General features: G+C 54.1%; 22 protein-coding genes. 10 read left to right on the top strand and 12 right to left on the bottom strand.

The genetic code is table 11. The annotated features are described in order from the left end of the window. The first annotated feature begins 66 nt into the window (after positions 1 to 66). Positions 67 to 891: a YggN family protein gene (locus LZP73_RS03310; protein ID WP_234233043.1), complete on the top strand. Its 825-nt coding sequence runs from the start codon at positions 67 to 69 to the stop codon at positions 889 to 891. Positions 892 to 1,335: 444 nt separating this feature from the next. Further along, a complete protein-coding gene (locus tag LZP73_RS03305; RefSeq protein ID WP_169563396.1) occupies positions 1,336 to 2,277 on the top strand; it encodes a LysR family transcriptional regulator in 942 nt (313 codons plus the stop codon). A 553-nt stretch (positions 2,278 to 2,830) separates the two neighbouring features. On the opposite strand, the gene LZP73_RS03300 is transcribed toward LZP73_RS03305, so the two are convergent. The 8 genes from LZP73_RS03300 to LZP73_RS03265 form a co-directional block, all read right to left on the bottom strand. After that, positions 2,831 to 4,675 (bottom strand): DUF885 domain-containing protein, encoded by a 1,845-nt coding sequence (locus LZP73_RS03300; protein ID WP_234233042.1) that lies wholly within the window; start codon positions 4,673 to 4,675, stop codon positions 2,831 to 2,833. Positions 4,676 to 4,931: 256 nt separating this feature from the next. Beyond that, complete coding sequence (gene hemW / locus LZP73_RS03295) at positions 4,932 to 6,068, bottom strand: radical SAM family heme chaperone HemW (protein ID WP_234233041.1); 1,137 nt, start codon at positions 6,066 to 6,068, stop codon at positions 4,932 to 4,934. After that, a complete protein-coding gene (rdgB, locus tag LZP73_RS03290) occupies positions 6,068 to 6,682 on the bottom strand; it encodes an RdgB/HAM1 family non-canonical purine NTP pyrophosphatase (RefSeq protein WP_234233040.1) in 615 nt (204 codons plus the stop codon). Before rdgB ends, hemW begins: the two co-directional genes overlap by 1 nt. Before the next feature lie 170 nt (positions 6,683 to 6,852). After that, on the bottom strand, positions 6,853 to 7,287 hold the full coding sequence (locus LZP73_RS03285) for a DUF4426 domain-containing protein (RefSeq protein WP_234233039.1): 435 nt from the start codon (positions 7,285 to 7,287) through the stop codon (positions 6,853 to 6,855). Between the two features lie 78 nt (positions 7,288 to 7,365). After that, the gene (yggU, locus tag LZP73_RS03280; RefSeq protein WP_234233038.1) at positions 7,366 to 7,653 is read right to left on the bottom strand and encodes a DUF167 family protein YggU; all 288 of its coding nucleotides are present in this window, start codon (positions 7,651 to 7,653) and stop codon (positions 7,366 to 7,368) included. Beyond that, on the bottom strand, positions 7,653 to 8,201 hold the full coding sequence (locus LZP73_RS03275) for a YggT family protein (RefSeq protein WP_234233037.1): 549 nt from the start codon (positions 8,199 to 8,201) through the stop codon (positions 7,653 to 7,655). Before LZP73_RS03275 ends, yggU begins: the two co-directional genes overlap by 1 nt. A gap of 59 nt (positions 8,202 to 8,260) precedes the next feature. Then, positions 8,261 to 9,079, bottom strand: a complete 819-nt coding sequence (gene proC / locus LZP73_RS03270) for a pyrroline-5-carboxylate reductase (RefSeq protein ID WP_234233036.1) — start codon at positions 9,077 to 9,079, stop codon at positions 8,261 to 8,263. Between the two features lie 130 nt (positions 9,080 to 9,209). Beyond that, positions 9,210 to 9,899, bottom strand: a complete 690-nt coding sequence (locus LZP73_RS03265) for a YggS family pyridoxal phosphate-dependent enzyme (protein WP_234233035.1) — start codon at positions 9,897 to 9,899, stop codon at positions 9,210 to 9,212. A gap of 35 nt (positions 9,900 to 9,934) precedes the next feature. Here LZP73_RS03265 and LZP73_RS03260 point away from each other — a divergent pair, with 35 nt between their 5' ends. The 5 genes from LZP73_RS03260 to hemH all read left to right on the top strand — a co-directional run bounded on the left by LZP73_RS03260 (position 9,935) and on the right by hemH (position 15,027). Beyond that, complete coding sequence (locus LZP73_RS03260; RefSeq protein ID WP_169563387.1) at positions 9,935 to 10,972, top strand: type IV pilus twitching motility protein PilT; 1,038 nt, start codon at positions 9,935 to 9,937, stop codon at positions 10,970 to 10,972. 9 nt (positions 10,973 to 10,981) lie between these two features. Continuing rightward, positions 10,982 to 12,094 (top strand): PilT/PilU family type 4a pilus ATPase, encoded by a 1,113-nt coding sequence (locus tag LZP73_RS03255; RefSeq protein WP_234233332.1) that lies wholly within the window; start codon positions 10,982 to 10,984, stop codon positions 12,092 to 12,094. 165 nt (positions 12,095 to 12,259) lie between these two features. Next, positions 12,260 to 13,384 (top strand): hypothetical protein, encoded by a 1,125-nt coding sequence (locus LZP73_RS03250; protein ID WP_234233034.1) that lies wholly within the window; start codon positions 12,260 to 12,262, stop codon positions 13,382 to 13,384. A 56-nt stretch (positions 13,385 to 13,440) separates the two neighbouring features. Continuing rightward, complete coding sequence (locus LZP73_RS03245; protein ID WP_234233033.1) at positions 13,441 to 13,980, top strand: glutathione peroxidase; 540 nt, start codon at positions 13,441 to 13,443, stop codon at positions 13,978 to 13,980. Positions 13,981 to 14,013: 33 nt separating this feature from the next. Beyond that, on the top strand, positions 14,014 to 15,027 hold the full coding sequence (gene hemH, locus LZP73_RS03240; RefSeq protein ID WP_234233032.1) for a ferrochelatase: 1,014 nt from the start codon (positions 14,014 to 14,016) through the stop codon (positions 15,025 to 15,027). A gap of 170 nt (positions 15,028 to 15,197) precedes the next feature. Here hemH and ruvX read toward each other — a convergent pair whose 3' ends face one another. The 3 genes from ruvX to yciH are packed head-to-tail and all read right to left on the bottom strand — an operon-like array spanning position 15,198 to position 16,570. Continuing rightward, positions 15,198 to 15,620, bottom strand: a complete 423-nt coding sequence (ruvX, locus tag LZP73_RS03235; protein ID WP_234233031.1) for a Holliday junction resolvase RuvX — start codon at positions 15,618 to 15,620, stop codon at positions 15,198 to 15,200. Between the two features lie 25 nt (positions 15,621 to 15,645). After that, entirely contained in the window at positions 15,646 to 16,206 is a 561-nt protein-coding gene (locus LZP73_RS03230) for a YqgE/AlgH family protein (RefSeq protein WP_234233030.1), read from the bottom strand. 34 nt (positions 16,207 to 16,240) lie between these two features. Next, positions 16,241 to 16,570: a stress response translation initiation inhibitor YciH gene (yciH, locus tag LZP73_RS03225; RefSeq protein ID WP_169563381.1), complete on the bottom strand. Its 330-nt coding sequence runs from the start codon at positions 16,568 to 16,570 to the stop codon at positions 16,241 to 16,243. A 326-nt stretch (positions 16,571 to 16,896) separates the two neighbouring features. Here yciH and LZP73_RS03220 point away from each other — a divergent pair, with 326 nt between their 5' ends. The 3 genes from LZP73_RS03220 (at position 16,897) to tpx (ending at position 19,426) form a co-directional block, all read left to right on the top strand. Continuing rightward, positions 16,897 to 17,457: a DUF4136 domain-containing protein gene (locus tag LZP73_RS03220; protein WP_234233029.1), complete on the top strand. Its 561-nt coding sequence runs from the start codon at positions 16,897 to 16,899 to the stop codon at positions 17,455 to 17,457. Positions 17,458 to 17,794: 337 nt separating this feature from the next. Further along, entirely contained in the window at positions 17,795 to 18,622 is an 828-nt protein-coding gene (locus LZP73_RS03215; RefSeq protein ID WP_234233028.1) for a mechanosensitive ion channel family protein, read from the top strand. A 213-nt stretch (positions 18,623 to 18,835) separates the two neighbouring features. Further along, complete coding sequence (gene tpx, locus LZP73_RS03210; RefSeq protein WP_234233027.1) at positions 18,836 to 19,426, top strand: thiol peroxidase; 591 nt, start codon at positions 18,836 to 18,838, stop codon at positions 19,424 to 19,426. Between the two features lie 56 nt (positions 19,427 to 19,482). Here tpx and LZP73_RS03205 read toward each other — a convergent pair whose 3' ends face one another. Beyond that, on the bottom strand, positions 19,483 to 20,124 hold the full coding sequence (locus LZP73_RS03205) for a trimeric intracellular cation channel family protein (RefSeq protein ID WP_234233026.1): 642 nt from the start codon (positions 20,122 to 20,124) through the stop codon (positions 19,483 to 19,485). Positions 20,125 to 20,344 lie beyond the last annotated feature (220 nt).

Genomic DNA, 20,344 nt, shown 5'->3' with positions numbered 1-20,344 from the left:
ACGCGTTGTGCTATCTATGTATCAAGAAGCAGCACATCAGGACCCTTACGGAATAGGATGCTAGAGATGAAAATGAACAAGTTAATGACAGGTTTAGTGATAAGCACAGGACTGTTTGCCCTGGGCGGCCTGGCACAGGCCCATGAGGCGCAATCCCATGGCGTGGAAGTGAATAGCTGTAAGGTCGCTTTGAATTACGATCTGACTGTCGAACCCAAGAAGCTCACCGTCAGCGACAAAGGCGTTGAGCAGTATCGTATCGAATTGGATCGCCTCTATGTCGAAGGCAAGCAGGTAAGCCTGAATGCCAAACAGAAGGCAATACTCACCCAGTATTCGACCGAAGTGTCGGCACAGGTTCCCGAGGTCATAGGCCTGGTGAACGAGGCTGTGTCTTTGGCATCCAAGGCCGTCACCATGGCATTGACCCCTTTGTTGGGTGAAGATTCAGGGGATAAGTTTGACAAGCTCGTATCCGGGCTTAAGCAGCGTCTCGACAGCATCGCCTACCAGGATGGTGAGCGTTACTATCTTGGCGCGACCGACTCGTCGCTGGATGAGGCCTTCGGTGATGAATTTGAACAGGAAATCGAGGATCTGGTGCAGAACTCCATCGGCAGCCTGATGATGAGCCTCGGCAGCCAGTTGATGTCCTCAGATGGGGTTAGCTTCGAGCAGAAAATGGAGACATTTTCCGCCAAGATGGAGGCCATAGGCGATGATATAGAGACCCAGGTTGAAACTCAATCTTCGGCCCTGGAAGCCAAGGCCGAAGGCCTGTGCAATCGCTTCGAGCAGTTGCTGGTGCTCGAAGGGCAGCTGAGACAGGAAATCCCCGAGTTGGCTCCCTATGTGTTGGCAGAATCTGAGCCTCAGCCGCTGCGTGAATAGTGTCATCAGAGATTAGTTAGCCTGTTACCTCCCTTGCTCGATAATGACTTGCGCCCCCTGCATTCCCCTTTGATGCAGGGGTTTTTTCTTATCCGGCGTCCGGAAAGTGGCCGCCACACCCGGGTCGCCGGCGTTTGCAACACAGCCTTTCCGGGAAATCTTGTCTTGCTTGGCTGAGGCGGAGAGCCGCTTTAACCCCAAGGTTCGAGGATAAATGCAGCCAGCAAGCCAATATTTGATATACTCTTAAAAAATAACAAAAATCTGACGCTAGATTCAGATGGCAAGCCCTGCATTATTTTGTTTTCCCCGGCCTGACAGACTTTCCATGTCGCCAATATCAGCAGATATAGCTGGATAAGGTGTATGAAAAAGATGAATACTCTGATTTTAGGCCGCCGAAAATTATTACTTCAGTGACGTAACCAGCTTAAGGCAACTTTCATGTTAGAACTGTTAGAACCTATTGCGATATTTACTCATGTGGCCAGAGCCGGCAGTTTCAGTGCGGCGGCCAGAAGGCTGGGGATCTCCAAGTCCAAGGTGAGTACTCAGGTGGCCGATCTGGAACATAAGTTAGGGGTGCAACTGATACAGCGTACCACCCGCAGCCTGAGTCTGACCGAAGCCGGGCACCTGCTCTATGTCCAGGGGGAGGAAATTCTGCGCGATACGGATCAGGCCATCGCCAGCGTGCATAATCTCAACGATGCCACCCGTGGGGTGCTCAAGGTCGGCATTTCGCAATCCTTCGGTACCATGCACCTGATCCCAGCCTTGCCGGCATTCATGGCCAAACATCCTGAATTGGAGCTACAGGTCAGCCTGCTGGATCATAAGGTCGATGTCGTCAGCGAAGGTCTGGATCTCTTGTTGACCATGTCCGAGCAGTTGCCCTTGGGGATGGTGGCCCGGCCCCTGATGAAGTGTCAGTTCCTGCTGGTGGCCTCTCCCGGCTATGTTGCCAGGCATGGGGAACCAAGCCGTCCTGAGCAGCTGGTAGATCATAACTGTCTCGTCTATCAGGGCGAGTGGCATGAGCATAGTATGTGGCAGTTCAAGAAAGGCGATGACTATTGTGAAATAGGTGTCTCGGGCAACTTCAGGGTCGACAATGCGCCGGCGCTGAAGTCGGCGGCGATCAGCGGCCTGGGGGTGGTCTATCTGGCCAGTTATCTGATGGAAGACGAGATAGCCAAGGGCACCCTAGTGCCTTTGCTGCGCGACTGGCAGTTGACCCATAACCTACCGCTGCAGGCCGTTTATCCGAGGCGCAAGCACCTGGCACCCAAGGTCAGTGCCTTTATCGACTTCATTAAAAACCACATAGGTACGCCGCCTTATTGGGATGCACCCTATGTCGAACTCTTCAGCGAACGTAAGTGATAATGGAAACATTGTTCTTTATTGTGGATAATAGCGGTGCGGTTGGGTGCTGATGTTTAAAAGTTATTTAATATCAATGAATTAAAAGTGTTGATTGTTATTTAAACAGCCTGATTAAACTCTCTCGTCACAGGCTTTTTTAGAATGCCTGTTGCAGTCTGTTTTGTTTTCAATACAATGAGTGCAGTTGGTCCTCAGGGATCTGAGTCCTGCGGCGCAAATGGAAATGACCCCTTTCGTTTGTGTTGTACAGATCGGCAAGTTGCAACTGAGGATCGATGCCGACAGAGTTTACGAACTAATACAATGTTGGCTTTGAAACCATCATCCTATTTTTGGTTTACCCCGGCAGTCATGCCGGGGTGATTTTTCAAGGCTCAGAAGCTAATAGTCACCAAGCTCAACCGGCGGTCGGGGAAAAATTCTATCTTTCTGTACCCTAAAATCGCACCTAAAATAGCGATACACAGTAAGATGATGCGTTGGGAGCGCCAATTACTTCCAATAAAAAAGCCACTCAATGTGGCTTTTTTATTGGCTCTTATTTGCCGGCCTAGGCCTTATGCCCGGCTATCCAGGCATCGACCTGCTCGCTCAGTACATCCAGCGGCAGCGGACCATTCTTCAGCACCAAGGTATGGAAGTCCCGCAAGTCAAACTTGGCCCCCAGCTGTTGCTGGGCCTTGTGGCGTAATTCCAGTATCTTGAGCATGCCTACCTTGTAAGCCGTCGCCTGGCCAGGCATGACTATGTGACGTTCGACCATCTTCCTGGCGTCCGACTCGGCATTGGGGGTATTGTTGACATAGTAGGCTATGCCTTGTTCCCGGGTCCATTGCTTGGCGTGAATGCCGGTATCCACCACCAGGCGACAGGCGCGCCATAATTCCATCGCCAGCCTGCCAAAGTCTGAGTATGGATCGCTGTAGAAACCCATCTCCTTGGGGAAGTACTCGCTGTACAGGCCCCAACCTTCGACATAAGCCGTATAGCCGCCAAACTTGCGGAACTTGGGCATGTCCTGCAGTTCCTGGGCTATGGCAATCTGCATATGGTGGCCGGGAATGCCTTCATGGTAAGCCAGCGCCGCCATCTGATACTTAGGCATGGCCTTCATGTCGTAGAGGTTGGCGTAGTAAGAACCTGGGCGGGAACCGTCCGGGGCAGGTTGCTCGTAGAAGGCCTTACCTGCGGACTGTTCTCGGAAGGCCTCGACAGCCTTGACCACCAGATCTGCCTTGGGTTCGACCTTGAACACCCGGCTCAGGTTGGACTTCATGGTGCCTATCAGGTGTTTGGCCTCGGCCAGGTAGGCGGCTTTACCTTCCTGGGTGTCGGGATAGTAGAATTGGGGATCGTCACGCATGAAGCTGAAGAAGGCCTGCAGATCTCCTTTGAAGCCCACTTGCTTCATGATGCCGCGCATCTGCTCATGAATACGGCTGACTTCCGAGAGTCCGAGTTTATGGATCTCCTCCGCCGTCATGTTCGTGGTCGTAGTGCGTTGCAGCGCATTCCTGTAGAAGGCTGCCCCCTCGGGAAGTTTCCAGACACCGTCGCGGTTATCCGCCTTGGTCTCCAGGGTCTTCACATAGGCGATCAACTTGCGATAAGCAGGCTCAACCTGGGTCGTCAGCGCCTCGCTGGCGGCTTCCAGCAAAGGCTCAGACTCGGCATCGCTCAGTTTCAATGCCGCCAGCTTGCGCTTGAAATCGGCCCATAGGGCACTGTCTGCACCCTTATCGAAGGGGGCGCCTGTTATTATGTTCTCGCTGTCGGAAATAACGTAAGGAAACACAAACTTAGGCGCTATGATGCCTTGCTTGGCGCGGATCTCCAACGCCGTCTGCAGTTGCGCCAGACGTTTGGTGACCCCCTTGAGACGGCTTATATAGGCCTTGGCATCGCTCACATCCGTGATCTGATGTTGATTGATGAGGAAGGAGGCTATCATGGAGTGGCCACCGTACATCTGGTTTACCGGGTAGTTGTGGTAGCGCCACTTATAGTCTGCCAGTTCGTTTTGCAGCGACTGTTGCAGCAATTTGAGGCTGAGGCCGGTTTGAGCGTCGAGCTGCTTGGCATCTATGCGATTCACCTCGGCCAGATGGCGCTCGGCCATGGCATGGGCCTTGGCATCCGCGTCCTCGCCAATATCATCCCATTTATCATAATCTTGCTTTATCCCCATATAAGTCTGGGATATGGGGCTGGCCATGACATTGTCCATGAAGACGCGCTCGAACAAGGCGTTGGCTTTTTGCGACTCGCTCTGTTGTGCCGTGATCCCTGTCTTGGCCTCGGTACCTGACTCTGTGGTCGATGCGGCATACAGGGGGCCGCTGAGCAGGGCCGAGAGGGTTAATGCAATTATGCTGGTTTTGGTTGTTATCTGCATTGGGTAAGCTTCCTGTGAATAGTGCTTGCTATCCTAAAGAAGCCGGACGGGAAAGTGGTGATATAAGTGTTAGAAAATGTGTCTATTGCCGCCCGTGATGCGGTAAACATCCCCCGGCGGCAATGACTTTGTATCATAAACCCGAGTCTCTCGCACAGAACTCCTTGCTGCCGAGACTTGGGTTACAGCCCCTTTGTTAGCAAAAACTTTGTTAACAAAACCTTAGTTAACAAAACCTTAGTTAGCAAAAACCTGGTTAACAGAATTGGGACAGCAGATCGTTGACGAACATATGCCCCTTGGGGGTCAGTTGCCAAAAGTCCTGGGTTTCCGTCAGCAGGCCCCGCAGGCGTCCCTTTTCCATGCCTTCGCTCAGGGTATCCCTGGACTGGCCTGTGCGTTGCTCGAACTCAAGTTTAGGAATAGGCGCCATCAGGCGTAACCTATTCATCAGGTATTCCAATGCCCTGTCGGCTTCGGCCACCTCTGTGGTTTCGAAGCAGTAATCATCGGCCGCCAGATAGCCCTTGGGATGTTTTATCTTCACGGTACGCAGGATGCGTTCCTGCCCCGGCAGGGTGATCTTGCCATGGGCCCCACAGCCTATGCCGAGGTAATCGCCGAACTGCCAGTAATTGAGATTGTGGCGGCATTGAAAGCCCGGCTTGGCATAGGCGGAGATCTCATACTGCTCATAGCCCAGAGCCGCCAGCTTCTGCTGCCCTTGCTCATAGATATGCCACAGTGCTTCGTCATCCGGCAGCTGTGGCGGCTTGGAGTGAAACAGGGTATTGGGCTCTATGGTCAGCTGATACCAGGACAGGTGCGGTGGCGAGAGTGCCGCTGCCGTGTCTATATCTGCCATGGCTTCGTCGAAGCTCTGGTTGGGCAGGCCATGCATGAGATCCAGGTTAAAGCTCTGGTAGCCGGCTTCGGCCGCCTTCAAACCGGCAGTTTGGGCCTCATGCTGATCGTGAATGCGTCCCAGCAGGTTGAGCTTGTCTCTGGAAAAGCTCTGCACCCCAATCGACAGGCGGGTGACGCCGGCCTGACGGTAGGCGGCGAAATCGTCGTGTTCCAGGGTGCCGGGATTGGCTTCCATGGTGATTTCTATGTCGGCGCTGAAGGGGACCATGGCCCTGACCCCTTGCAACAAACGCTCAATCTGACCGGCATCGAACAGAGATGGGGTGCCGCCGCCGATGAAGATGGTATGTATCTCGCGCCCCTGCACATAGCCGAGATCCTGGCGCAGATCCGCCAGCAAGGCATCGACATAGGCCTGCTGTGGCAGCTCGCCATTCTGGCCGTGGGAGTTGAAGTCACAGTAGGGGCACTTCTGCACACACCAGGGAATATGTATGTATAGGCTCAGCGGCGGCAAGGTCAACATCAGCTTTGGCTTTCCTCGGCGAAGATGCCTCTGGACTTCATGGCTTCAACCAGCAAGGCCAGCGCCTTGCCCCTATGACTGGCGGCGTTCTTCTGTTCACTGCTCAGCTGCGCCGCGGTGCAGTCCTGTCCCTGTGGAATGAACACGGGATCATAGCCGTGCCCCTGCTCGCCCATGGGAGCATGGCTTATCTGTCCCTCCCAGCTGGCTTGGCAGATGATGGGGGTCGGATCTTTGGCGTGGCGCATATACACCAGTACACACTGGAAGCGGGCGCTGCGGCGGCTCTCGTCCCCGAGGGCGCTTAGCAGTTTAAGATAGTTGTCACGCTCGTCGGCGCCATCCCCGGCATAGCGGGCCGAATAAATGCCGGGAGCCCCCTGCAGACAATCCACCTCCAGCCCTGAGTCGTCGGCTATGGCCGCCATACCGGTAATTTCTGCCGCATGTCTGGCCTTGATGATGGCATTCTCGACGAAGGTGGTGCCTGTCTCTGCCACTTCCGGCACGGAAAATTGGCTCTGTGCCAGTATCTGTATGCCGTGGCGGGACAGCATCTCATCGAATTCTGCTAATTTGCCTTTATTGCCGCTGGCGAGTACCACTTGCTTCATCTGCTACCTGTAAAATTACGGGGAAATCCTGGGGGCAATGATACCTAAATCCGGCGTTAAAGGACAGGCGAGTCAACGTTTGCGGCGGCGGGAGCAGGTGCGATAAGGCGGCGGAGCAGGGCATGGATATCCATGCCCAGGGGCGTTGCAGGGGCTATGGGGGAAAGGTGTTATTCGACGTAGAATTTTTGCTTGAATTTCAAATTGGTATTCAACTGATTGCCATGTTTTATCGCTATCTGGAAGTTAATCTCCTGATCGTCACGATAAGGCACTTCGGCAATATAGTAGATGGCATCGCCTTCACGGATTTCCCTGAATTTCAGTTCCATCCTGGCATCGAGTAAGTTATTGGCTATCCCGGAAATTTCCACCGGCACTGCGGGACTGCCTTCCTCGCTGGTATTGAGCACAGCGATATTGATTATGCCCATGTAACGGCTGCGCTCTATGCCGTAGGTCTTGGCAATGCTCGGGGTGAGGAAGGTGCTGCTCAATGCCATATAGTGGATATCATAGTTGCCAACTTGCTCTTTTTGTTCGGCATTTGCCACGCCACATAGGCTGGCGGTCAGGACTAGCATGGTAAGTATGTTACGTAACATGGTGAGCTACCTTATTCTCGGTTCTTCTGCTGAGTATAGTGTTGTGTCTTGGGATGCACCAAGGGAATTTATCGCCATTCACAAAAGCGCCGCAATTTCCGGCGGGATGTTTTTGGGATTGATTATCTTGACTTGTTTGTGGCGCCCAAGCTCGCCTTTGAGGATCTGAATATCACTCTTTGGCACCTTGAAAGCCTTGGCCAGGTACTTGCTCAGATGCGCATTGGCCTTGCCGTCGACCGGCGGCGCCGTGATGGCGACCTTCAGTTCCTCGCCATGCAGACCCACTATCTGATCCCGGCTGGCCTTGGGCTGTATATACAGATTCAGCAGCAGGGCATCCTGCTGCTCCACGACAGCTGGCATCAGATAACGGCCCAGAAAGGCAGGTATTGCGCCAGCAAGATGTTGATGAAATTCATTGCAATTATGACCAGGAGCACGGACAGATCCAGGCCACCTATGGGCGGGATGATGCGACGCACAGGGGCCAACAGGGGCTCTGTGAGCTGACCCATCACCATGACTATCGGGTTATAACCTTGGTTGAACCAGCTGAGAATGGCGCGGATGAGCAACATCCAGAACAGCAGGACACCGGCTTGCTTGGCCACAGTGACGGCGGCAAACACCAGCAGGGTGATTATGTCTATGGCGGCGCCTGCGATCAGGCTGAGCAGCAGCACCTTCACTATCACCACCAACAGGGCCAGCACCAGGGAGGCTGTGTCCAGACTGCCGAAGGAAGGCAATATCCGGCGCATGGGAGCCAGTATCGGGTGTGTCGCCTTGACGATAAACTGGCTGAACGGATTGTAGAAATCGGCCCTTGCCAGTTGCAGCCAGATGCGCAGTATCACCACCATGAGGTAGAGATCGAACAGGGTACTGATTAAGAAGGTTAATGCATTCATCGCTAGCTACTACCTTTTGTTGTCATGCTCTTGGACGGGCATGAGATAAATTGCCTGAATTAAAACGTCTTGGCCATTTCTTCGGCCCGTTTGATACAGTTGCTCATCGCCTGTTTGACCAAACCCCGTAAATCGCCGCGCTCGAAGGTGGCTATGGCCTCGGCAGTGGTGCCCCCCTTGGAGGTGACATTGTTTCTCAGCTCGGCCGGGCTCAACTGCGGATTTTGCTTGAGCATTTGCGCTGTTCCCAAGGCCGCTTGCTGTACCAGCTGGCGCGCCTTGGCCTCATCCATGCCCATCTCCATGCCGGCATCCATCATGGCTTCCATGAAGAGAAAGAAATACGCCGGAGAACTGCCGGCCAGGGCGATTACCTGATTCAAGTCTGCTTCCTTATCGACCCAGACAACTTCGCCGCCACTGGCCATCAGGCGTTCGCAGAGGCTTCTGTCTGCGGCAGATACATCCTCGGCGGCATACAGGCCCGTCATGCCGACGCCTATCTGGGTCGGAGTGTTGGGCATGGTGCGTATGAGTTTAATGGGCTGCTTGAAATAGTCGCCGTAGCGTTCGGCCGTGACGCCTGCGGCGATGGTGACGACCAGCTTGTTGCTGAAATCTATGTCGCTCAGCTCTTCGCATACGGCCTGCATCAACTGGGGTTTTACGCTGAGCACCACCACATCGGCTTCTTGGGCGGCGGCCCTGTTATCCTGGGTCACCCGGATGCCGAAATCGGCCGCGAGCGCCTCGAGCTTGGGGGTACTTGGGTTGCTTGCCTGAATGAGTGTTGCCGGATAGCCACTCTTTACCAGTCCGCTGATGATGCTGCGCGGCATATTGCCGGCGCCGATAAAACATACCTTATGATGAGTCATGATATTCTCTGCTGTTGGTTGACCGTGTCTACTGGCGGCCAGAATGTCTGTGACCTGATCTCTATGAGTCCTGAGCGCTAAACCCTAACATTATTTGGGCTTTATCGCTGAAAAACAAGGGGAACAGTGACTAGTCGCGCTCACCGAAGATGGCGCTGCCGATGCGCACCAGGGTCGAGCCCTGCGCTATGGCGGTCTCCAGATCGTTACTCATGCCCATGGACAGGGTATCTACCTCGGGGTAATGGGCCTGCAACTGCTGAAACAATTGCTGCAGCTGGGCAAACTCCCTGCGTTGCAATTCATAATCATAGGTTGCGGTCGGAATGGCCATCAGCCCCCTGAGGCATAGACCGGACAGCCCGGCAATGGCGGCGGCCAGTGGCAACATATGTTCCGGCGCGACCCCGGACTTGCTCTCTTCCTGACTGACATTGATCTGGATGCAGACATTGAGTGGCGCCATGCCGGCCGGCCTTTGTTCGCTCAGGCGCTGGGCTATCTTCTCCCGACTCAGGGTATGCATCCAATCGAAGTGCTCGGCGACGATGCGGCTCTTGTTCGATTGCAGCGGTCCGATAAAATGCCACTCTATATCCGGATAGTCGGCTTTCAGTGCAATTATCTTACTTTCGCCTTCCTGAACATAGTTTTCACCAAAACGCCGTTGCCCCGCCTCATAGGCTGCTATGATCTGGGCCAGCGGCTTGGTTTTACTGACGGCCAACAGGGTGATATCTGCGGGATCCCTGGCGCATTTTTGCGCCGCGAGCGCAATCCTGTGCTGGGCCTGGGCTAGTCTGTCTGTTATTGTTGTCATGATGTTATTATCTGCTTGAATGGATGTCCCTAACTATGGAAATCACTGAGTTATTAGCCTTTAGTGTAAAACACAAAGCCTCGGATCTACACCTGTCGGCCGGGATACCCCCTATGATACGTGTGGACGGTGAAGTGAGAAAGATTAACTTACCCGCGCTGGACCACCAGGGCGTACACAGGCTTGTGTATGACATAATGAACGACAAGCAGCGCAAGGACTTCGAAGAACACCTGGAAATCGATTTTTCCTTCGAGGTACCTAATTTGGCGCGTTTTCGTGTCAACGCCTTCAATCAATCCCGAGGTGCGGCGGCGGTATTCCGTACCATTCCCAGCGACATACTCTCCCTGGAACAGTTGGGCGCCCCGGAGATCTTCAAGAAAATCGCCAGCTTTCCGCGGGGATTGGTGCTGGTGACAGGTCCAACAGGCTCGGGTAAGAGTACCACCCTGGCGGCCATGATAGATTATGTTAACGAGAACCGTCACGACCACATATTGACCATCGAAGACCCGATAGAATTTGTCCATCCCAACAAGCAATGTCTGATCAACCAACGTGAGGTGCATCGTCATACCCATAGTTTCAATGCGGCGCTGCGCAGTGCATTGCGTGAGGATCCCGATGTGATCCTGGTGGGCGAGATGCGCGATCTGGAAACCATACGCCTGGCGATGACGGCGGCCGAAACAGGTCATCTGGTGTTCGGCACCCTGCATACCACCTCGGCGGCCAAGACCATAGACAGGGTGGTGGATGTTTTCCCCGCAGGTGAGAAGGACATGGTCAGAACCATGCTGTCCGAATCCTTGCAGGCGGTGATCTCCCAGACGCTGATCAAGAAGGTCGGCGGTGGCCGGGTGGCGGCCCATGAGATCATGATGGGCACCCCGGCGATTCGCAACCTGATCCGCGAAGACAAGGTGGCACAGATGTATTCCGCCATCCAGACAGGCATGGCCCATGGGATGCAAACCCTGGAGCAATGCCTGCAGACCCTGGTGAACCGCGGACTCATCACCCGTGAGGATGCCATGTCCAAGAGTTCCAACAAACAAGCGACTTTTTAAGGAGCCATGATGGATGTTCGTCCCTTTTTGAAGGTGATGGTCGAGCGCAAGGCCTCTGACTTGTTCATCACCGCAGGTTTTCCGCCCAGTGCCAAGATAGACGGTGAGCTGCGTCCACTGGGCGAGACCTCCTTCACCCCGGCTCAGGCGCTGGATTTTGTCGAATCCCTGATGACAGAAGCGCAGAAACAGGAGTTTCATGACTCCAGGGAATGCAACTTCGCCTTCGCCGCCAAGGAGCTGGGGCGTTTTCGGGTCAGTGCCTTCTGGCAACGTGAATCCCCCGGCTGCGTGATGCGCCGCATCGAGACCAAGATCCCCGAGGTCGATGATCTCAAGCTGCCGCCGATACTCAAGGAGTTAGTGATGAGCAAGCGCGGGCTGATCATCATGGTCGGCGGCACAGGTACGGGTAAGTCGACCTCCCTGGCGGCCTTGGTTGGCTATCGCAATGCCAATGCCCGCGGCCACATATTGACCATAGAAGATCCGGTGGAATTCGTTCACGACCATAGGAAGAGCATCATCACCCAGAGGGAAGTGGGCATAGATACCGAGTCCTTCGATGCCGCCCTCAAGAGTTCACTGCGCCAGGCGCCGGATGTGATCCTCATAGGCGAGATCCGTACCCAGGAAACCATGGAATTTGCCCTGTCGTTTGCCGAGACGGGCCATCTGTGCATGGCGACCCTGCATGCCAACAATGCCAACCAGGCGCTGGACAGGATCATGCACCTGGTGCCCGAGAGCAAGCATCAGCAGCTGTTGTTCGACTTGTCGCTCAATCTGCGCGGCATAGTGGCGCAGCAACTTGTGCCCAAGGCCGACGGCAGCGGCCGCCGCGCCGCCATCGAAATATTGATCAATACCCCCAGGGTCGCAGGGCTCATCGCCAAGAACGAACTGCATAGCCTGAAGGAAACCATGTCCAAGTCCAACGAGCAGGGGATGCAGACCTTCGATCAGGCCTTGTTCAAGTTGTATCTCGAAGGCGAGATCACCTACGAAGATGCGCTGCATCACGCCGACTCACCCAACGATCTGCGCCTGATGATCAAGCTGCAGAGTTCGGAATCGGCCGACTCAGGCCTGATGGATGGCGTGACCCTGGATATGGATTAACGCCCTGACTCAAGTCGATGGCAGCCCTGGGCTGCCATTTTTTTATGCTCAATATTTCAGGCTATGCCCTGGTCCATGAGCCATTGGTGGCGCCCAAGGCGGTAGCGGATTTTGTTTCGACTAGGCTTAACTGATTACTGCAATGGATATTTACTGAGGAAGCTTATGAAGAGCTATTTACCCCTGCCACTCTCATGCATGCCACTGCTATGCATGCCGTTGGCATTCAACGCCCAGGCCGTGGCTGTGACGCCTGGCCTGGACCTAGGTGGCGCAGTGCGGGTCAATTATGCCTGGAAGGACTATGATGATGACCCCAAGCTGGCTTTCGAATTGTTCCGTGCCGAGGTGAATTATCAGGAAGACGGCTTGTTTGCCTCGGCTCAATATCGCTGGTATCAGGATATGGACGTGATCCATCACGCTTATTTCGGTTATCAGTTGACCGAGGAGCAAAAGGTACAAGCCGGGGTGACTCAAGTGCCTTTTGGGCTCTTGCCCTATGCCTCCCACTCTTTCTGGTTCGGCGCCACCTACTATCTGGGGTTCGAAGATGACTATGATGCCGGCGTGCATTGGCAATATAAAGATGAAAACCTGAGGCTGGATCTGGCCTATTTTGCCAACGATGAATACGCAAATGGCACGCGTTATGACAGATATTCCTTTGATGTGGCCACCACCGAGGGCTCACCCTATGAGGAGGCGGGGCAACTCAATGCCAGAATTGAATATCGGCTCAACCCAGGGGGAATGGCAAAGGGAGAGCCGAGCCATAGATTCGGCGTCTCCCTGCAATATGCCAAGTTGGATTATGTCGGTGCAACCGATAATTCCCAGGGAGAGGATGCCACAGCCTATGCCCTGGCCGCACATTGGCAGACCGACTGGCAACAGTGGCAGGCGCAGTTGCAATACCTGCACTATGACTACCGGGTAGCGGCGGCCAACCGCCTGGGGTTGTCGGCCTTCGGCTTTCCCTTCGAAGTGGCTTCCAGGGCGGATGTGGTCACTGCCAACCTTTCCCGCAGTATAGATGTGAGCTGGGGCCCTATTTCGAACTTGAATTGTTACAATGACTTCAGTCAGGTGTTAGTGTCTGGGGCCGGTCGCAGCACATCGACTCAGAATGTCACCGGCTGTGCCATCACCGCCGGGAAATTCTATTCTTACCTGGATTGGATTGCGGGCAAGAACATGTGGTTTGTCGATGGTCCGGGTGTCGGCATAGCCGCAGCCGACAGCGCCTGGCATTCACGTTTGAACATCAATATTGGCTTTTATTTCTAACTTCAATATGATCCCTAAACATTCGGCGACCAATAGTCCTCATGGGAGGAGAACATATGCTTCATAAACTCGGTCTGGCCCTGCTGTTGTTGGGCAGTTCCAGCACGGTGGCCTTGGCGGCGACCTGTCCTGCCTACCTGGAGCATCAGATGCGCAAGCTGCATTCCAAGGAGACGGTTGATCTGTGCGAGCTGACCCAGGGCAAGCCTGTGTTGATAGTCAACACCGCCAGTCATTGTGGTTTCACGCCCCAGTTCAAGGCATTGGAAGCCCTGCATGAACAATACAGGGATAAAGGCTTGGTGGTGATAGGTTTTCCATCGGATGACTTCTTCCAGGAGGAAAACGAGGAGGCCAAGACGGCCAAGATTTGTTACATCAATTATGGGGTCACCTTCACCATGCTGGCGACATCTGCGGTGCGTGGCTCGGATGTGAATCCCGTGTTCGACTATCTTGGCGACAAGGCCGGCTCGCCCAAATGGAATTTCTTCAAGTATCTGGTCAGTGCCGATGGCGAGCAGGTGCAGAGGTTTAATTCCAGAGTCAAACCCGACAGTGCGGAGCTGAAGCAGGCCATAGAGGCGCTCTTCTAGTATTTTTGCATTATCCATTATCAAGAGGCTGTTTTGGCTAAATATTTAGGCTTATCGAAAAATACGGGTCACGCCGAGCGTGGCAAAACCGGGGTGTTGTTGTTGAATTTGGGTACCCCGGAGGCGCCAACCACTGGGGCGGTTCGGCGTTATTTGGCCGAATTTTTGGCCGATCCCAGGGTGGTGGAGATCCCCAGATTCTTATGGCTGCTGATACTGCATGGCATCATATTGCGGATTCGACCGGCAAAATCGGCTGCCCTGTATCGCAAGGTGTGGCGTGCCGATGGCTCACCCTTGCTGGCCATCAGTCGCCGGCAACAGGCCAAGCTGGCGACGCTGCTGCAACAGGAAGGCTGTCAGGCTGCCGTCGGCTTAGGCATGCGTTACGGTGAACCTTCGATTGCCAACGAACTGCGGACTATGCATAGGGACGGGGTGGATAAGCTGGTGGTGTTGCCCTTGTATCCCCAGTATGCCGCACCTACCACTGCTTCGGCCTTCGATGCGATCGCCTCCGAGCTGTCTTCGTGGCGTTACCTGCCGGCACTGCATTTCATCAATAGCTATCATGATAACCCCGACTATATAGAGGCGCTGGCAGCCTCTATTCGGCAGGACTTTGAGCGCCATGGCAAGCCGCAGAAACTTGTGTTGTCCTACCATGGCATGCCGGAGCGCAATCTGCATCTGGGCGACCCTTATTATTGTTTCTGTGCCAGGACCACTGCATTGGTGGTCGAAAAGCTGGGGCTGACGGATAGCGACTATGTGATGACCTTCCAGTCCCGTTTCGGCAAGGCCAAATGGCTGCAGCCCTACACGGATGCGACCATGAAGGCCTTGGCTGCGGGCGGGGTCACGAATGTGGCCATACTCTGTCCGGCCTTCAGTGCCGATTGTTTGGAGACGCTGGAAGAAATAGTGGGCGAGAATCGCGAGATCTTCGAACAGGCCGGTGGCCAGGCATTCCGTTACATACCTGCATTGAACGATGATGAGTTGCATATCAAGATGATGGCCAATCTGGTACGCCCCTACCTCTAAATGACGGCAGGCCATGCCCGAAGCAAGTGCCGAAGCAAGCTCATGCATAGCGCAGATACGGGCAGCTAGAACACAGAGGGAGCCCATGGCTCCCTCTGTACTTCTACCCCTCTGCACTTCTAATCCCAGTATCTAATCCCTGTCTCCATCCCCGGCGGCTGGCATTGGCACTAGCCGTATTGATTCTCGAAATAACTCTCTATGATGAGCACAGCCGAGACGGCATCCACCTGGCCCTTGGAGAGCGACTTATAGCCCCCCAGTTCGAACAGCCTGGCCTTGGCATCTGTGGTGGTGAGCCGCTCATCCTGGGTGGCTATCTTGACGCCGAAGCGGGCATTGATGCGATTGGCAAATTTACGCGCCCTGTGGGTCATGTCCTGCTCTGTGCCGTCCATGTTGAGCGGCAAGCCGACCACCACCAGGTCCGGCTGCCACTCCTTGATGAGTTGGCCTACCTCATCCCAGTTGGGGATCCCGTCGACGGCCTTGAGGGATAAGAGTGGGGCGGCGCTGGCGGTAATTTCCTGGCCTATGGCGACACCTATGCTCTTGGTGCCGAAATCGAAGCCTAATACGGTTCTGGAATTCATTTTATGTGTCTATTATGACCGGCGACTATGCATGGCCGGTTTGGTGGGATATCTGCCAGGTATCGAAACCCAAGGCACGGCAAGCCTGCTGCCAGCGTTCGTCATAGGGCACCTCGAACAACAGGGCCCTGGTTGCGGGAATAGTCAACCAGACGTTGTCGGCAACTTCTTGTTCCAGCTGATCTTTGCTCCAGCCGGCATAACCCAGGGCGACCATGAACTGCTTCGGGGCCTTATCCGTGCCCAATGCCGACAATATGTCTCTGGAGCTGGTGAGCATGAGTTCGTCGGTCAAGGTCTGACTATTGCTCCAATGGGGTTGGGCGTCGTGGAGCACGAACCCCCGGTCCGGGGTCACTGGGCCGCCTATCAGCACCTGGGCATGCAGCTCTGTCGCTACCTTGGGCTGTTCGGGCAGCTCCATCTGCCGCAACAATTCATCTATCTCTATGCCTAATGGCCGGTTGATGATCAGTCCCATGGCCCCCCTGGCATCATGCTCACAGACATAGATGACCGCGCGCTCGAAGAAGGTTTCTTGCAGCGACGGCATGGCGATCAACAAATGGTTTTGCAGGCTATCCATTAACTGGCTCCATAGCAGAGTTAAGCTGGCAATCTTATCCGCCGGCGAGTTTGACCTTATAATTGAGCTTTTCCAACAAGGTCTTGAGTTGCTCTCTGTTATCTGTCTGGACTTCAATGACGAAATCTTTGACCGTTCCGCCACAACCACATTGTTTCTTGAGTTTCTGAGCCAGCGCCTTCAGCCCCGCATCATCGAGCGGCAGGCCCTTGATCAAGGAGACGCCTTTGCCCTTGCGGCCCTTGCTGTCCTTATGAATGCGCACTATACCGTCGGTTTCGGGCGCTTGCTGCGGCGCAGCTTCTTGGGTAATGCGGCCTATATCTGTACTGTAGACCAAGGATACGTTGGGATCTGCTTTCATCTGTCTTAAACCTTTTCCTGAACTCGGTTCAGTCTACCAAAATAGCGCTGTCTCTGGCAGTTAAAATCTTGAACTCTGACAGCTTTATGCAGATGCATGGAATGGGTCCGGAGCTCACCATTGCCGGCCCGTCCAGAGGCAACAGCGCCAGGGATGGGCTATGATCAGTAAAGGTAGTGGACCATGCCACTTGTGCAGGTGAGAGTGGGGCGGTGCAAACTTAACCTCGGCTGACATGAAATGAAATTCATTTGTAGATCATGGGACTAGTAGGTAAGCTGAGGCAAGATGCACTGGGTGCAATAGGTTCCTAACCTGGAGACGATATGAAAAAACTACTGTTGGCTGTAGCCGTGCTGGCACTGAGTGCCTGTAGTTCGACCAAGACGAGCTGGGATTACGACCCAGGGGTAAATTTCACTCAGTATAAGACCTATGCCTGGGTCGCCAAGCAGATGGATGGCGCCAGTTACCAACTGGATGGTTTGATGGATGAGCGGGTCAGGGATGCGATGAATGCCGAGCTTGCCATGAAGGGCTTCAAACAAGTGGATATGGCCAATGCAGATGTGCTGGTGAATTACCTGACCAAGATAGACAAGAAGATCGATGTCGATACCTTCAGCAGTAACTTCGGTTACAACCCTTATTATGGCCCTGCCTGGGGATGGGGCGCCGGCATGCAGACCCAGACCAGCGTGCGTGAATACGAAGTCGGGACTCTGATCTTGGATATAGTAGATCACAAGACCAATAAGCTGGTTTGGCGTGGCTCACTGGCAGACACAGTGCGCAATAAGAAGAGCCCCCAGGAAAAGGTCCAGATCATCAATGCTGCGGTAGCCAGCATAATGCAGAATTATCCCCCCAAGGCGGCGATGAAATAACCCCAGGGTGACATAGGACGAACCAGGAAGCGGCAATAGCCGCTTCCTTGTTATTGGGGCCCATGGCCGGGGGCGAATTTAGTGGCTTTATCTTGGCTATATTTGAATATACAATCTTACAATCAGCGAGATAAGCCAGTGATAGTGTCGGTTAGCCTCTGCCGCTGCGGCAGGGCCAGGCTTATGAGCGCCGGGCCATTCGGGCCGGCGCCGTCGCTGAGATTGCTGACTCAGCATAGTTACCCGCTTGCCAGTTAGAGATGGATTAAGGTGTCGGCTCGAGTTTATCGCCGGAATAAAATAACTTTATCAGTGTCATTAATAATGGAGTGAACCAATGGAAAACCTGGATGGATTGTTGGAGCAAGCGCCTGAACTCTTGATGACCTATGGCTTGAAAGTCTTTTTTGCCATAGTCATATTTTTGGTTGGTCGCTACCTGGCCCATATCACCAAGAAAGTGACGACGAAAGTCTTGCATAACCGTAAAGTCGACAAAACTGTCGTTTCATTCGTGGCGAATCTCGTCTGGGCCGTGGTCCTGGTGTTTACCGTCATCGCCACCCTGGGGCAAATTGGCGTACAGACGGCTTCCCTGATTGCCGTGCTGGGTGCCGCCGGCTTAGCTGTTGGTCTGGCATTACAGGGATCTTTGTCTAACTTCGCCTCGGGTGTCCTCATGGTGATGTTCCGCCCTTGCCGGGTCGGTGATTATGTCGAGGCCGCCGGGATTGCCGGCACCATAGATGAGATCACCATCTTCTCGACCAAGTTGCGTACCCCGGACAACAAAGTCATAGTGGCGCCAAACTCTGCCATGATGAACGGCACAATCACCAACTTTTCTGCCCTGGGCGAACGCCGCGTCGATCTCGTCATAGGGGTGGCCTATGATTCGGACATAGCCAAGACCAAGGAAGTGCTGAAGAGCGTATTGGACAATAATCAGTATGTGCTGAAAGATCCCGGCTATACTGTCGGTCTGGCTGAGTTGGGGGATTCATCGATCAACTTCGTGGTTCGCCCTTGGGTCAAGACAGCCGATTACTGGTCCGGCCGTTTCGAGCTGCTGGAGCAGATCAAGAATGCCCTGGATGCCGCCAACATTTCGATTCCATTTCCACAAATGGACTTGCATGTTAAAGAAGTTGCTGCGGCCAGATAATGGCTCGCTTGGAACTCCAGGTCGGCAGTTGCCGACCTTTTTTATGCCCGTGATTTGTTATCGACCGCTGTAGCCTGAGTGCCCAAGTGGCAGTATTGCAAATACAGACAATACTGTGACGCGGCTATGAGCACGACTATGAGCACTATTATGAGCAAGACTGTGAGCAAGACTGTGAGCAAGACTGTGAGCAAGACTAGGAGAGGAATGACCATGAGAATGACGATGAGCGCCGTGCTGGCCACAGTGTTGGGACTGAGCCTGCTTGGGCCCGCCATGGCCAAGGATAATACCTTGGTTACCATGGGCAATAAGCCCGTGACCCTGTTGGGTACACAACCCGGGTTGCAGCAGATGGCGCCTGGATTCAGGCTGGTCGACGACAAGTTCAACCCTGTCACCCTGAGCGACTTCAAGGGCAAGACAGTGCTGATCAGCGCCGTTCCCAGCCTGGATACCGGGGTTTGTGCCTTGCAGACCAAACGTTTCAACAAAGAGGTGGGCCATTATCCGGACGACGTGGTGATGCTGACCATAAGCACAGACTTACCCTTCGCCCAGAAGCGTTTCTGCAAGGCGGAGAGTGTCGACAAGATCAAAGTGTTATCCGATTCTGTCTGGCGTGACTTCGGTGACAAATATGGCCTGTTGATCGAGAACAAAGGCTTGCTGGCGCGGGCTATCCTGATCATAGATGCCGCAGGGCGCTTGCAGTATCGTGAACTGGTGGGGGAAATCAGCCATCATCCGGACTATGATGCGGCGTTGGCGGCCCTGAAGCGGATAAGTGAACAAGGGGATTGATGCTGTTAAGGGGGAACTCAGCTTCCCCCTTAACCTTAGTCGCTGGTGCCCAGAGCCTAGTGCATTGGGCTATCTGTGCCGGACTGATAATCGAAGGTCGGCATGGACCAGTGATACTTGAGTGCCAGCATCCGCAGGCTGAAACCCGTCGCCAGACAGACCAGCAGATTGAGCCATTCCTCAACCTGATACTGGAGCAGGAGGATATAGAGTCCGGCCGTCAGCAGGGAGATCACCGCATAGAGTTCCTTCTGGAAGATCAGCGGCACCTGGTTGCAGAGAATATCCCGGATCACTCCGCCAAATACCCCAGTGACCAGTCCCATCACTACGGCCACTACCGGACTGAAGCCCAGCATCAGACTCTTCTGGGCGCCGACAATGGAAAATACCGCCAGTCCCAGGGCATCGATCGCCAGAAAGAGCTTGGAGAGATAGCGCATCACAGGGGCTATGACCACAGTCAGCAGCGAAGCCAGGGCTATGGCCAGCAGGTAATGCCAATTCTCGACCCAGATCAAGGGGTAATTCCCCAGCAGTATGTCCCTCAGGGTACCGCCGCCTATGGCGGTGGCGCAGCCTATGATGACGACGCCGAAAAGATCCATCTGTTTGCGACCGGCGGCCAGTGCGCCCGTCATGGCCTCGGCCAGGATCCCGATAGTCCAGAGTAAACCGATAAATTGAGCTTCTTGCATAGTGTCTGCTGTTGATCGTAAAGAGGCAAATTCTGCCTGATCCCGCCGGATAAATACAATGAGTAAAAATGCACTCAGGCATTAGATTTATTAATCTTTGATTCTATGTGGATGTGCTTGATATTGTGGTTTTTGTCGATATTTTGGTCGTCAATGTTAAATGCTTGCATCATAAATACTTATTGATAATCCCTGGGCGGAGCTCTTGTTCCGGGCCTAT

Source organism: Shewanella sp. AS16, from assembly GCF_021412365.1.
GTDB classification, from domain to species: Bacteria; Pseudomonadota; Gammaproteobacteria; order Enterobacterales; family Shewanellaceae; genus Shewanella; species Shewanella salipaludis.
This window is presented reverse-complemented; position numbering and strand designations above follow the sequence as displayed.